Source organism: Streptomyces swartbergensis (genome assembly GCF_002148965.1).
In the GTDB taxonomy this organism is placed as follows: Bacteria; Actinomycetota; Actinomycetes; order Streptomycetales; family Streptomycetaceae; genus Streptomyces; species Streptomyces swartbergensis.
In genome coordinates this window covers 14,941-27,363 of sequence record NZ_NGFN01000076.1, presented here as the reverse complement: position 1 = coordinate 27,363, position 12,423 = coordinate 14,941, and the positions used below count along the sequence as shown (strand labels likewise).

The 12,423-nt window shown below is 69.7% G+C and carries 10 protein-coding genes; all 10 read right to left on the bottom strand.

Annotated features, from left to right (window positions below; genetic code table 11):
* Positions 1 to 53: 53 nt before the first annotated feature.
* The 10 genes from CA983_RS14850 to CA983_RS14805 all read right to left on the bottom strand — a co-directional run bounded on the left by CA983_RS14850 (position 54) and on the right by CA983_RS14805 (position 12,393).
* Positions 54 to 1,367, bottom strand: coding sequence for a pectate lyase family protein (locus tag CA983_RS14850; protein ID WP_086601373.1), 1,314 nt, complete (start codon positions 1,365 to 1,367; stop codon positions 54 to 56).
* A 33-nt stretch (positions 1,368 to 1,400) separates the two neighbouring features.
* Complete coding sequence (locus CA983_RS14845) at positions 1,401 to 2,198, bottom strand: rhamnogalacturonan acetylesterase (protein ID WP_086601372.1); 798 nt, start codon at positions 2,196 to 2,198, stop codon at positions 1,401 to 1,403.
* Between the two features lie 127 nt (positions 2,199 to 2,325).
* On the bottom strand, positions 2,326 to 3,675 hold the full coding sequence (locus CA983_RS14840; RefSeq protein ID WP_086601371.1) for an ABC transporter substrate-binding protein: 1,350 nt from the start codon (positions 3,673 to 3,675) through the stop codon (positions 2,326 to 2,328).
* A 49-nt stretch (positions 3,676 to 3,724) separates the two neighbouring features.
* The gene (locus CA983_RS14835) at positions 3,725 to 5,713 is read right to left on the bottom strand and encodes a pectinesterase family protein (RefSeq protein WP_086601370.1); all 1,989 of its coding nucleotides are present in this window, start codon (positions 5,711 to 5,713) and stop codon (positions 3,725 to 3,727) included.
* Positions 5,714 to 5,738: 25 nt separating this feature from the next.
* Complete coding sequence (locus CA983_RS14830) at positions 5,739 to 7,256, bottom strand: glycoside hydrolase family 43 protein (protein ID WP_086601369.1); 1,518 nt, start codon at positions 7,254 to 7,256, stop codon at positions 5,739 to 5,741.
* The gene (locus tag CA983_RS14825) at positions 7,253 to 8,101 is read right to left on the bottom strand and encodes a DUF6807 domain-containing protein (RefSeq protein ID WP_086601368.1); all 849 of its coding nucleotides are present in this window, start codon (positions 8,099 to 8,101) and stop codon (positions 7,253 to 7,255) included. The genes CA983_RS14830 and CA983_RS14825 overlap by 4 nt, the downstream gene beginning before the upstream one ends.
* Positions 8,098 to 9,285 (bottom strand): Gfo/Idh/MocA family protein, encoded by a 1,188-nt coding sequence (locus CA983_RS14820; protein WP_208636966.1) that lies wholly within the window; start codon positions 9,283 to 9,285, stop codon positions 8,098 to 8,100. Before CA983_RS14820 ends, CA983_RS14825 begins: the two co-directional genes overlap by 4 nt.
* The gene (locus CA983_RS14815; protein WP_086601367.1) at positions 9,282 to 10,568 is read right to left on the bottom strand and encodes a pectate lyase family protein; all 1,287 of its coding nucleotides are present in this window, start codon (positions 10,566 to 10,568) and stop codon (positions 9,282 to 9,284) included. The genes CA983_RS14820 and CA983_RS14815 overlap by 4 nt, the downstream gene beginning before the upstream one ends.
* Complete coding sequence (locus tag CA983_RS14810) at positions 10,565 to 11,461, bottom strand: carbohydrate ABC transporter permease (protein ID WP_086601366.1); 897 nt, start codon at positions 11,459 to 11,461, stop codon at positions 10,565 to 10,567. Before CA983_RS14810 ends, CA983_RS14815 begins: the two co-directional genes overlap by 4 nt.
* Positions 11,458 to 12,393: a carbohydrate ABC transporter permease gene (locus CA983_RS14805; protein ID WP_086601365.1), complete on the bottom strand. Its 936-nt coding sequence runs from the start codon at positions 12,391 to 12,393 to the stop codon at positions 11,458 to 11,460. The genes CA983_RS14810 and CA983_RS14805 overlap by 4 nt, the downstream gene beginning before the upstream one ends.
* Between the last annotated feature and the right edge of the window lie 30 nt (positions 12,394 to 12,423).

The window sequence follows — 12,423 nt, the reverse complement described above, 5'->3', positions numbered from 1 at the left end:
GCGGGGTGGGGGTGCGATGCGGGCCGCCCCGGCCGGTTCACGGGCCGGTCAGGTCAGCACACGCGGCCGGCGCCCGCGCGGGCGCCGACGATGCCCGGGACCGCCTTCGCCGGGTCGACGCCGGCCCGCAGCGTCGGCGTCCAGCCGGCGCCCGACTGGAGCGTCTCCCCGGGGATCTCCGCGTTGTGCACGGCGATCAGGTCGACGGCCTTGCCGTTGACGTGGTTGCCTCCCGCGGTGACCGGCGCCTCGTTCCACTTCTTGAGGATCTTCGCCGGGCTGAGGCCCTGCGCCAGCGTGAACGCGTTGTGCTCGGCGACGAGCCGGGACTCCTTGCCGATGCCGTAGACGTAGCCCCACTTCTGGCCCTTGGTGACCACGAAGTGGTTGTTGTACGAGTCGACCTGCCCGAACCGCACCCGCGGCGCCCGCTCGACGATGCCCTCGAAGCGGTTGTGGTGCAGCGTGACCTTCAGCTTGCCCGTGTCGTCGGCGGTGGCGCTGTCGCTGTTGCCGATGAGCATGGTCTTGTCGTGGTCCTTGAACGAGTTCCAGGACACGGTCACGTGGTTGGAGCCGCGCACGACGTCGAGCAGCCCGTCGTGCTGCTGGTAGGTCTTGCCGAAGTAGGAGGGCAGGGAGCTGTCGGGGTAGCGGCCGTCGGTCAGGGTGTTGTGGTCGACCCACACATGCGTGGAGCCGTAGACCACCACCCCGTCGTACTCGCTGTTCCAGGCACCGGTCTTGTTGTCGTCGGTCGGGTCCCACTGCGGGAAGCAGTCGACCGGGGCCTCGATGGTGAGGTTCCGGACGATGACGTTGTCGACGCCCTTGATCTGAAGACTGCCGCCGAGGATCCCGGAGTCCTTGCCCACGCCGATGATGGTGGTGTTGGCGGGCACACTGGCCTTGATGGTCTTGTCCTGGGCGGCGGCGGACGCGGCCCGCAGTTCCTCCTGCTCACCGCTGACCGGCTTGTCGTGCCCCCAGACGGCGGGGTCGTAGGCGGCGAGGTACTTCTGGAAGTCGTACCCCTCGGCCTCGAACGCCTCACAGCCCTGGGAGACGGCGTCGATCATCCCCTTGACCTTGATGATCTTCGGTGCGGATCCGCCCTCCTTCAGGGCGGCCTTGAACTGCTCCCAGGTGGAGACGGTGTGGACGTGCGCGGCATCGGCCGCGGCACCACCCGTGGTACCGGTGCCGTACGCCCCCCACCCGTCATTGGCCCCGAGCGTCTGGCGGGCCACGTCCCGGGGCCCGGCCTGCGCGGCGGTACCGCTCAGGGACAGTACGAGCGCGGCACACCCGACCACCGCGGCGACCTTCACTGCTCTGGCATGATCATGACACTTCAGAACGTTCATGGTGCGGCTCTCTTCCTTCTGGGTCGGGGGGTGTTACGCGGCGGCCTCCGGCCAGGTGATCCAGGACTCGGGAATCCGCTCGTCCAGCCGGCGCACATCGCGCGGCCCGAGCACCCGCGCCCGGAGCAGCTCCCGCGCCACGAGCCGGGCCACGGCGATCGCGCCCGGCGGATTGAAGTGCGTGTTGTCCTGCTCGGTGGCGGTCCAGTTGAAGTACTTCTTCGTCTCCTCGACCCCCAGTTCCTGCCACAGGGCGAGCGACAGCGCCTGGATGTCGAGCAACGCCACCCGCTCCTCGGCGGCGAGCGCCCGCATGGCCGCCGGGTACTCACCGTGCGTCGTCACGGCCTTCCCGCCGGCGTCGAATCTCCGCCGCTCGACGGACGTGGCGAACACGGGCCGCGCCCCACGGGCCCGGGCCCCCTCGACGTACATCCGCAGATACTCCTGGTACGTCGTCCAGGGCTCGGTGTAGCGAGTGGGGTCCTCCACCTTCTGGTCGTTGTGACCGAACTGGATGAGGAGGAAATCGCCGGGCCGGATCGCGGAGAGAATAACCTCCAGCCGCCCTTCGTCGACGAAACTCTTCGAACTCCGCCCGTTCACAGCGTGATTGGCGACCGGCCTGTTCTTGCCGAGAAAGAACGGAAGCGCCATACCCCACCCTGTCTCGGGCGCGGCGTTCGCGTATTTCTGGGCGGCGGTGGAATCACCGGCGATGTAGAGGGTGCGATTACGGTGACCGCCAGCTTGCGCGGCACCTGTGACAGAGAGGGCGAGAGGCACGGCGGCGACAGCTGCGCCGGCGACTTGTCTTCGACTCAGAGACAACTCACGGGTCCTTTCCAAAAGGCAGACGGGGAGGTGCATTCTTGGGGGCGCGGGGAACTACGCGCCCAGCCAGGGGCGGCCCGCACCTGCAAACCACGGGCCGTCCCACGGCGAAACCCAGCAAGAATCAACCCTTCTGCTGGTCCCACTCCTCCTGAGCCGCATTCAGCTGCTCGGCCAACGTGTCCAAGAACTCCTTCGCACTCATCTTCCCGAGCAGCACCTTCTGGAAGTTGGGCTCATTGTCGGCCTTGGAAATCGTGTTCCAGTCCGGCAGGTAGTACGGCAGCTGCACAATCGTCGTCGACCCGTCCGACAACGCGTCAGCGGCCAGCTTCGTAGGCTCCGCCTTCGAAATCCACGCGTCCTTCGCCGCGTCCGTGTTCGACGGCACCTGCCCCGCCGACTCGTTGAACTTCGAGTTCTCCGCCTTCGACGTGGCGAACTCGATGAACTTCCAGGCCGCTTCCTTGTTCTTGCCGCTCTTGAACAGCCCCAGCCCGTCCACCGGGTTGGAGACCTGAACCCGCTTCCCGCCGGGCCCGGTCGGCTGCGGAATGCCCCGGAACTTGTCGACGCCGAGCGCCTTCACATGGTCCTGGTACGACCCGAGGTTGTGGTTCAGCATCCCGATCGTGCCGGAGTCCCACTGCGCGACCATCTTGGTGAAGTCGTTGTTGAGGTCGGCGGCAGGGGTGACCTTCTTGTACAGCGCCGCGTACTTCTCCAGCGCCGCCACGTTCTTGGGGTCGTTGACCGTGGTCTTCTCACCGCTGGAGTCCCAGAACGAGGTGATTCCGGACTGCCCGTACATCGCGTCCAGCGCCTGGGCGATGGAACCCGCGCCGCCACGGATGGTGTAGCCGAACTCGTTCTTGCCCTTGTTCGTGAGCTTGTTCGCGGCCTGGTAGAACCGGTCCCACGTCGTCGGCTCCTGAAGCCCGGCCTTCTTGAACAGGTCGGTGCGGTAGTACAGGACGCCGTTGTTGGCGGAGGTCGGAATCGAGTACAGCTTGTCGTCACCGCCGCCGGCGGCCTTCATCGACTCGACCATGTCCTTGTTGAGCTTGCCGTTGAGCGAGGACTTGGCGAGCCGCCCGTCCAGCGGTTCCAGCGCGCCCTGCGCGGCGAACCCCGCGAGCATCGCCGCGCCGACACCACCGACGTCCGGCAGACCGCCGCCCTGGAGGGCGGTGTCGACCTTGGACTGGTACTCGGTGGAGGCGATCCCGACGTACTCGACCTTGATGTCGGGGTTCGCCTTCTCGAAGTCGGCGATGATCTCCTTCCAGGCCTCGGTGCGGACACCGCCGTTGTTGTCCCAGAAGACGATCTCGCCCTTGCCGCTTCCCTCGGCGCCCTTGTCACCGCCCGCCCCGCTGCCGTCGTCGCCGCAGGCGGTGACGGTCAGCGCGAGTACGGCCCCCAGGGCGACGGCCGTGGCGGCGCGCCTGCTTCTGCGATTGCTGATCTTCATTGGTCGGCTCTCTTCTTCTGGATCCAGCGGAACTTGAAGGTGTGGGGGGTCAGTGGCGGGCGTGGGGTGCCCAGTCGTCCGTGCCCTTGAGGTAGGCGGCGACGGTGTGGGACCGCGCTTCCTCGGGGCTGAGCTGCGGACGGTCGGCGGTGACCATCGCGCCCGGGCCGTGGTTGCGGTACTCGGCGAACCGTGCGTCCTTCCACGAGAACCCGCCCATGTCGGTCCACGGCGAGGACTTGATCGCGGCCGGCAGCTCGGTGTCCCGTATCAGCACCTGGGCGACGGCCGCGGGCTCACCGCCGGGGTGCCAGGGCCGCCCCAGGTGGAAGCTCCCGGCGGGCGCGTCGCTCACGATCCTCGACTTGGTGATCAGGAACCCGTACGGATTGCCCGTCCACGTCGAAGCGGCGGTGATGTAGCCGTTGTTCGTGTCCGAGCCCCGGCTCAGCGCCCGGATCACCGACCGTTCGATCACCGTCGTGGCCCGGCCGTAGACGAAGTCGACGTCGCCCTCGATGGAGGAGTCGCGGACGTAGACCCGGCTGACGGTGGTCAGCTTGGGGCTGTCGGTCATCAGCGTGTCCTGGTTGCCCAGGAACGCGGTGTCCTCGAAGACGATCCGGTCGCCGGTGGTCTTCATCGCCAGGGCCTGCTCGCCCTTCAGCTCGTGCGCGGCCTCGTCGAAGTCGTTGCTAAAGGTGAGGTTGCGTGCGGTGACGTCGTTCGCGGCGATCCGGACGGTGGCGCTCCCCGTCGAACCCCCGTACTCGGCGGGCGTGTCGAAGACGATGACGGTGTCGGACCGGTCCCGCCCGGTCCCTTGCAGCACGAGGTGCGGCTTGCTCGCGGGGATGAACACCTTCTCGCGGTACGTGCCGGGCGCGACGGCGATCGTGAGCGGGGTGTCGTTGCCGTCGGGCACGGCGTCCACGGCGGACTGCACGGTCGGGTAGTCGCCCGGGACATGCAGCGTGACAGGCCCGCCGATCCGCTTCTGCGGACCGGAGAACCGCTTCACCAGCGCGGGCACGGCCGCGGCCGGGTCGAGCCGGTAGTCATAGAACGCGCGCGGGTCGAACGCCGTGCCCCACGCGTCGTGCCGGCCCGTGGTGTTCCGCAGGATCGACCCGCGCTGCACCAGCTCGGCGGTGGCGTCGGCCTGGTAGGGGTGCTGGACGCCGTCGTAGAAGCTGTTCTCGATGACCATCTTCGTCCGGCCGCGCGACCAGTTGCCGTACGTCCACACGGGGTCGCCGTCGGAGAGCTGCGAGGACAGGTAGTTGTTGTAGAGGTGGGCGTAGGCCACGTTGTCTGCGGACGGGTTGCGCTGCTTGGTGGCGCGGAACCAGTTGTGGTCGACGGTGATCTGGGTCTTGACGTTCGGGGTCCAGCCGATGCCGAAGGTCTTGTTGTTGTCCGTGAACTGGTTGTAGGAGACGGTCACGTACTCGCTGTCCTTGCGGATGTCGAGCTGGCCGTCGCAGATCCGCGAGAAGCGGATGTGGTCGATCCACACATGGTGGGCGGTGTCGAGGCGGATGCCGTCGTAGTCGGTGTCCTTGCAGTCCCAGTTGCCCTCGATGGCCGTGTCGCGGATGGCGAGGTTGCGGATGATCACGTTGTGCGTGCCGGGGTCGAGGGTGAAGCCGCCGTGCACGATCTCGGCGGTGTCGCTCACGCCGATGATGGTCTTGTCGGAGGCGACGGGTATCTCCGTGCCGAAGGGGTCCATGGTCAGGGAGCCCTTGACGCGGATGACGTACGGCTCCTCGGCCGCCGCGTACTTGGCGAGCGCGGCCTGGTCGGTGACGGTGACGACCTTGCCGCCCGCGCCGCCGGTGGTGCCGCCGGCGAGGGAGGCGAAGCCGTGCGGCCGGTCGGTCCAGCGGTCCGCGGCGGGCACGGCCCGGGATGGCGGGGCTGCCTGTGCGTCCCCGAGGGTGCCGAGGCTCAGCGCGGCGACAAGGCCGAGCACGGCGGCCACGACCTTGCCGTGCCCCGGTCTCGAAAAGCGCTTGCTATGGAGGTGCGTCATTGCGGCTCCCAACAGGCGTACGACTTCAGGTGTGTGACGAGGCGCTGATCCGGAACTGGGTGAAGGTGGCCGCGCCGGCGTGTCCCTGACCGGCGGGCGCGAGGGCGACGAGGCCGAGCAGGGCGCCGACCCAGCGCCACGGGGTGGCGGTGAAGACCGGGCCCGACGGCCGGAAGCCGTCGCCGACGTCGGCCGAAAAGCGGCAGCGGGCGCCCGCGCCGATCTCGATGCGCAGCCGGGCCCGGTCCCCCAGCGCGAGCCGCGGGTGGGCGGCGTCGCGCTCGGCGTCCGCGACCGCCTCGGCGAACCGGTGGACGAGGTGCGCGGTCCCGTCGGCGCCCCGCTGGAGCCCGATCCAGCCGAACGCGTCCCCGAGGACCGCGAGTCCGGCCCGGGCCCCGGGCTCATCACTGTCGAGCCGCACCTCCACCTCGACCGTGCAGGGCGTGCCGGGCAGCCGCTGGGTGAGCACGTTCGGCAGCTTGCGCAGATCGTGCGCGTCGGCCGAGCGGACGCAGGTCAGCCGGAGCCCGTCCCCGGAGTGCTGGGTGGCCCAGCCGTCGCCCGGGTTGGCGGTCCACTGCCACTGGCGGCCGTACCGTCCGCCGGGGAAGTCGTCGTCGGTGGCGGGCGCGGCGGGCGTCTGCGGCGGCAGGTCGGGCTTCCTGTGTACGGCGACGGGGGCGCCGTCGTCCCCGAGCACCGGCCAGCCGTCCGCACCCCAGCGCATCGGCTGGAGGTGCACGACCCGGCCGTAGGCGCCGCGCTGCTGGAAGTGCAGGAACCAGTCCTCACCGGACGCGGTGCGCACCCAGCCGCCCTGGTGGGGGCCGTTGACGTCGGTGTCCTTCTGCTCCAGGACGATCCGCTCCTCGTACGGCCCGAAGAAGCCGCGCGAGCGGAAGGCGCCCTGCCAGCCGGTCTCGACTCCCCCGGCGGGGGCGAGGATCCAGAACCAGCCGTCGTGCCGGTAGAGCTTGGGTCCTTCGAGGGTGAACCAGCCGGGTATGCGGTCGGCGTCGACGATCACCTTGCCCTCGTCGAGGAGTTCGGTGCCGTCGGGGCGCATGCGGTGCCCGGTGAGGCGGTTCTTGATGCCCGAGCGGGACTTCGCCCAGGCGTGGACCAGATAGGCCTCGCCGGTCTCCTCGTCCCACAGGGGGCACGGGTCGATCAGGCCCTTGCCGGCCTTCAGCAGGTGCGGGCGGGTCCAGGGGCCTCTGATCTCGGGGGCGTTGACCTGGAAGATGCCCTGGTCGGGGTCGCCCCAGAAGATCCAGAAGCGTTCGTCGTGGTACCTGAGGGACGGGGCCCAGACGCCGCAGTCGTGGCGGGGCCTGGCGAACTCCTCCGCCGGTTCCAGACGTTCCAGCGCGTGACCGACCAGTGTCCAGTTCACCAGGTCGCGGGAGTGGAGTAAGGGCAGTCCGGGGGCGCGGCCGAAGCTGGAGGCCGTCAGGTAGAAGTCGTCGCCGACGCGGACGACGTCCGGGTCGGACCAGTCGGCGTCGAGGACCGGGTTGCGGTAGGTCTCGGTGGTCACGGGCTCACCGCCTTGCGGACGAGGGCCGCCGCGGCGTCCCGGTCGAGGCGGCCGTCGGCGACGACGGTCACCACGCGGCGGACGACGGTCTCGCCCGGCGGGACCGGCAGCCGCCCGCCGTACGCCAGGGAGGAGCCGACGCCCGGGTACTCCTCGGTGCGCACGAACCACGGGTCGCGGCGGGTCTGTTCGGTGGCGCCGGCGAAGACCAGCGTCCAGGTGCCGCCCCTGAGGGCGAGCCAGTCGGCGGGGCGGCCGTGGACCTGCTCCTCGCCCTCGGCCCCGGCCGAGAAGACCTCCGGCGCGACGGACTCCTTGCGGGCCCGCCAGAAGAAACCGCCGTAGGCCGCGCCCGGCCGCCCGTTGGTCGCGGGGCTGCCGATCGACAGCGGGTCCTTGGTGACGTTGGTGAGGGAGAAGGTGAGGTCCAGCGCCCAGGCCTGGTCGGTGAGTTCGGTGGCCGCGACCGTGCGGCGCTCGCGCAGCAGCTCATCACCCGCCGCCACCCAGCGCAGCTCTTCCACGAAGCCGTCCGGGTCGCGCAGCTGGAACGCGACGTGCCGCTGGGAGCCGTGGTTGTCCAGCTCGGTCGGGCCCTGGTCGCGGACGTAGGTGCGCCCGCCCCAGAAGTTGAACCCCTCGACGTCGGGAACGGCGACACCGACGCCGAGGTGGTGTGCGTGGTCGGCGGGGGCCAGTTCGGTGACCGCCGTGCCGGCCAGGGTGGTGACGGGGTGCAGGTACGGGCGCGGGGAGAGCCGGGCCGGCAGCTCGGGGCGTGTGACGTACCGGCCGACCGGCCGTCCCGCGACACGCAGCACCGCGGTGTCGTTGCTGCTGGTCATCTGGTGCTCACCTCTTTCGACAGGTGCTCCGCGTTCAGTGCCCAGGGGGCGCCGAGCTCGGAGTAGAGGGAGAGGGTGTCGGCGGCGGCCGCGACGAGCCCGTCGATGCCGGGCACCACCCGGCGGTTCTCGCCGGGGACGCGGTGCCAGGCGGTGTCCGGCAGCGGCGCCGGGTCGGGGGCCGTGCGGATGGCCTCCACGACCTTCATGAAGGCGCCGGTCTCCTCCGGCGGGACCAGCAGGTCCGCGCCGGTGGTGAGGTGCGCGACGAGGTTCTCCAGCAGGTCGGTGCGGCCGTGCTCGAACTCCTCCGGGCCGTGGCCCGCGCGCTGAAGCAGCACGCGGTCCTGCTTGTACCAGAAGGTGATCCGGCCGGTGCTGCCGTGCACCAGGACGTAGGGCTCGTCCGCCCGCTCGGCGCACAGGGTCGCGGCCACGGTGACCTGGTGGCCCTGGGCGGTGCCGATCCGGACGCAGGAGGTGTCGTCGGACTCGATGGCGTTGGCGCGCAGCAGTTCGGTCGCGATGCCGGTGACGTCCTCGGCGCGGGTGCTGCCGCCGAGGGCGAGGGCGGTGGCGACGGCGTGGGCGAGCGGGTTGGTCAGCGCCCCGTCGATCACGTCGACACCGTTGAGCCGCCGCTTGCCCGCCCAGGGCGCCCGCCGGAAGTAGTCCTCGCCCCGCACCCAGGCACCGGCCCCGCCGAGCCCGACCAACTGCCCGATCGCGCCCTCGGCGACCAGCTCGCGGATGGCGGGCACGGCGTGCGAGCCCAGCGACTGGAAGCCGATCTGGCAGACGATCCCGGCCGCCGCGACGCCGTCGGCCATGCGGCGGAACTCCGCGTACGAGGGGGCGGGCGGCTTCTCCAGCAGGAGGTGCACTCCCCGCTCGGCCGCTGTGAGCGCGAGGTCGGTGTGGGTGGGGATCGGGGTGCAGATCACGGCGATCCGGGCGCCGGTGGAGTCCAGCAGGGCACCGAAGTCGGCGGACTGCTCGGGCGTGCCCAGGCCGTCGAGCTCCTGATCGGTCAGCGGCGTCAGTTCGCAGACGCCGGCCAGCCGGACGAGGCCCTTCTTCTGGAGGCGGCGGATGTTCTCGACGTGCCAGCGGCCGTGGCCCCGGGCGCCGGCGAGGACGACGGGCAGAGGTGTGGTCATGGAGTCGATCATGCGACCGGTCATGGGATCCTCCCCGCACCCGCGCCGCGGGCCACCGCCCGGTCGGCCGCGGCGGCGCTGTCGATCCGCCCGTGCAGGGCGGGCGTCCAGCCGACGTCGCCGGTCAGGTCGCGCTCACTGCCCGAGTTGTAGGCGTTGTAGATCGCGAGCAGGTCGACCGGAAAGCCGTTGAAGAGCGTGCCGCTCTGGTGCAGGGCGCTGCCGTTCCAGCTCTTGACCAGGTCGGCGACCTCCACATGGCCGGGGGCGTGGAAGGCGTTGTTCTCCGCGTGGATCCTCGACTCGGTGGAGACGCCGAGGGAGTAGCGGTAATCGTCTTCGGTGATCTCGTAGCGGTTGTTGTAGAGGTGCACCTGGCCGAAGCGGACGCGCGGGGCGCGCTGGACGACCGACTCGAACTCGTTGTGGTGGAGGGTGACCCGGAGCTTCCCGCGGTCGCCGGTGGCGGTGTCGCCGTTGCCGATGAGCATCGCCTTGTCGTGGTCCGCGAACCGGCTCCAGGAGACGGTCACCAGGTCCGAGCCGTTCGTGATGTCCAACAGCCCGTCGTGGCGCAGGTAGTTGCGGGCGAAGTAGGTGGGCTCCTCGGCGTCCGGGTGGCCCTTGTCGCTCAACGTCACATGGTCGACCCACACATGGGTGGCGCCGGCCAGCCAGATCGTGTCGTACGCCGTCTTCCAGTCGCCGAGACCGCCGGTGTTGGGCTGCCAGACGGGGAAGCAGTCGTAGGCGTCGCGGATGTCGAGGTTGCGGATGATCACGTTGTCCGCGTTCCGCACCTGGAGGCTCGCGCCCTTCAGCACGGCCGAGTCGCCGAGCCCGACGATCGTGGTGTTGGAGCCGACGGGCAGCACGACCCGCTCGGCCTGCCGGGCGGCGGAGGCCTGACGGGCCTCCTCCTGCAGGCCGCTGGGCTTGGCGGCGCCCCAGGTGCGGGGGTCGTAGGCGGCGAGGTACTTCTTCAGGCTGTAGCCGCCGGTGGCGTAGTCGGAGCAGTCCAGATGGTCGCCGTCGTCGTCGGTGTTGGCCTCGATCGTCCCGGCGATCTGGATGATCTTCGGGGTGTCGCTGCCGCCGTCGAGAGCGCGGACCAGCTGGGCCCGGTCGGTCACGGTGAAGACATGGGCGTCGTCGGCCGCGGCCCCTCCGGTGGTGCCCGCCCCCTCGGAGGCCCAGCCGTCGTTCGCGGGCAGGGTGTCGCGGCTGATGTCACGGTCCTCCGCGTGGGCGGGGACGCAGAGCACGCCCACCAGCCCCGCCGCTACGGCGAGTTGGCGCAGTCTCATCCCTTCACCGCCCCCGCGCTGAACCCGGTGATCAGCCACTTCTGGATGAAGGCGAACACGAGCACGACCGGCACGGCCGCGATGATGCCGCCCGCGGCGAGGGCGCCCAGGTCGACGCTGTCCGCGCTCATCAGGGTGTTCAGGCCGACCGGGATGGTCTGCTTGTCCTGGTTGTTGAGGAACATCAGGGCGAACAGGAAGTGGTTCCAGGAGTGCACGAAGGCGAAGGAGCCGACGGCGATCAGGCCCGGCCGCAGCAGCGGCAGCACGACGATCCGGAAGGCCGTCATGCGGTTGCAGCCGTCCACCCAGGCCGCCTCCTCCAGGGAGTACGGCACGTTCTTGATGAAGTTGCTGATCAGGATCATCGACAGCGGCAGCTGGAAGACCGTCTCGGCGAGGATGACACTGCCGAGGCTGTTGATCATCTGGAGTTCGGCGAAGATCTCGAACAGCGGGACCAGCAGCAGCGCGCCCGGCACGAACTGGGAGCACAGCAGGGCCAGCATGAACGCCCGCTTGATCTTGAAGTCGAACCGGGCGAGGGCGTAGCCGCCGGCCAGGGCGACGAGGGTCGTCATGACCAGGGTGGCGACGCCGACGAGCACGCTGTTGGTGAAGTAGGTGCCGAAGCTGCGCTCGGTCCACACCTTCTCGAAGTGGTCGAAGGTGATCGGCCAGGGCACCAGCGAGGTGGAGCCGGCCGGGCGCAGGGCGAACAGCAGGATCCAGTAGAAGGGGATGAGGGTGAAGACCAGGTAGATCCCCAGGGGCAGGTAGATCTGCCAGCGGGGTGCCTCGTCCCAGGCGCGCTTCCCCTTGGCGGGGCGCGGCGGTTCGGGGGCCGTGGGCGCCGGGGCGGGCGCCGCCTTGGTGGCTTCCTTGACGCTCACTTGCTCTCGCCTCCGAACTTGCTCAGCCGCAGATAGACCATCGAGCAGAAGAGCAGGATCACGAACGCCACCGTGGTCAGGGCCGACGCGTAGCCGAAGTTGTGGGCGTCGACGGATGTGTTGGCGATGTACAGCGGCAGCGTGGTCGTCTCACCCGCCGGGCCGCCGCCGGTCAGCGTGTAGAGCAGGTCGACGTTGTTGAACTCCCAGACCGCGCGCAGCAGCGTGGACAGGATGATGGCGTCCTTCAGATGGGGCAGCGTGATGTGCCAGAACTGCTTGATCCGGCTGGCCCCGTCGACCTCGGCGGCCTCGTAGAGGTCCTTCGAGACGGACTGGAGGTCGGCGAGGATGAGGATCGCGAAGAAGGGCACGCCGCGCCAGAGGTCGGCGACGATCGCCGCCGGGAACACGGTGGAGGTGTCCGACAGCCAGCTCGTGCCGTAGGAGCCGATGCCGATGTCCGCGAGGTAACGGGTGATGCCCGTCTGGGAGTTGTAGAGCAACACCCAGATCGCGGAGGTGAGCACGCCGGAGACGGCCCACGGGGAGAAGACCATCGCGCGTCCCAGGCCCCGGCCCACGAAGGTCTGGTTGACGATGAGGGCCAGCGCGAGACCGAACAGCAGCTGGAGGCCGACCTCGACGAAGACCCACTTGGCGCTGAAGACGAGGGTGTCCCAGAAGACCGGGTCCTCGGTGAAGGCGTGGACGAAGTTGTCGAAGCCCGCGTATCCGTTCCGCCACGGCTTGGTGGGGTTGTAGTTCTGCAGGCTGTAGTAGAAGACACTGATGACCGGGTAGGCGATGAAGCCCAGCATGAGCAGGGCGGCCGGTGCGATCAGCAGGTAGGGGAGCCTGCGCGGGGTGGCGGAGCCACGGCGCCGCCGGGGTGGCGCGGGCGGTTTCGCCACGGCTGCGGCTTGGGCCATGACTGTTCTCCGATCTCAGTACGTCGTGGT

What these genes read in the sequence shown, in the direction of transcription:
- CA983_RS14815 (WP_086601367.1), bottom strand. Translation starts at nt 10,568, where the DNA reads ATGAGACTGCGCCAACTCGCCGTAGCGGCGGGGCTGGTGGGCGTGCTC.
- CA983_RS14825 (WP_086601368.1), bottom strand. Translation starts at nt 8,101, where the DNA reads ATGACCAGCAGCAACGACACCGCGGTGCTGCGTGTCGCGGGACGGCCG.
- CA983_RS14840 (WP_086601371.1), bottom strand. Translation starts at nt 3,675, where the DNA reads ATGAAGATCAGCAATCGCAGAAGCAGGCGCGCCGCCACGGCCGTCGCC.
- CA983_RS14835 (WP_086601370.1), bottom strand. Translation starts at nt 5,713, where the DNA reads ATGACGCACCTCCATAGCAAGCGCTTTTCGAGACCGGGGCACGGCAAG.
- CA983_RS14805 (WP_086601365.1), bottom strand. Translation starts at nt 12,393, where the DNA reads ATGGCCCAAGCCGCAGCCGTGGCGAAACCGCCCGCGCCACCCCGGCGG.
- CA983_RS14820 (WP_208636966.1), bottom strand. Translation starts at nt 9,285, where the DNA reads ATGACCGGTCGCATGATCGACTCCATGACCACACCTCTGCCCGTCGTC.
- CA983_RS14850 (WP_086601373.1), bottom strand. Translation starts at nt 1,367, where the DNA reads ATGAACGTTCTGAAGTGTCATGATCATGCCAGAGCAGTGAAGGTCGCC.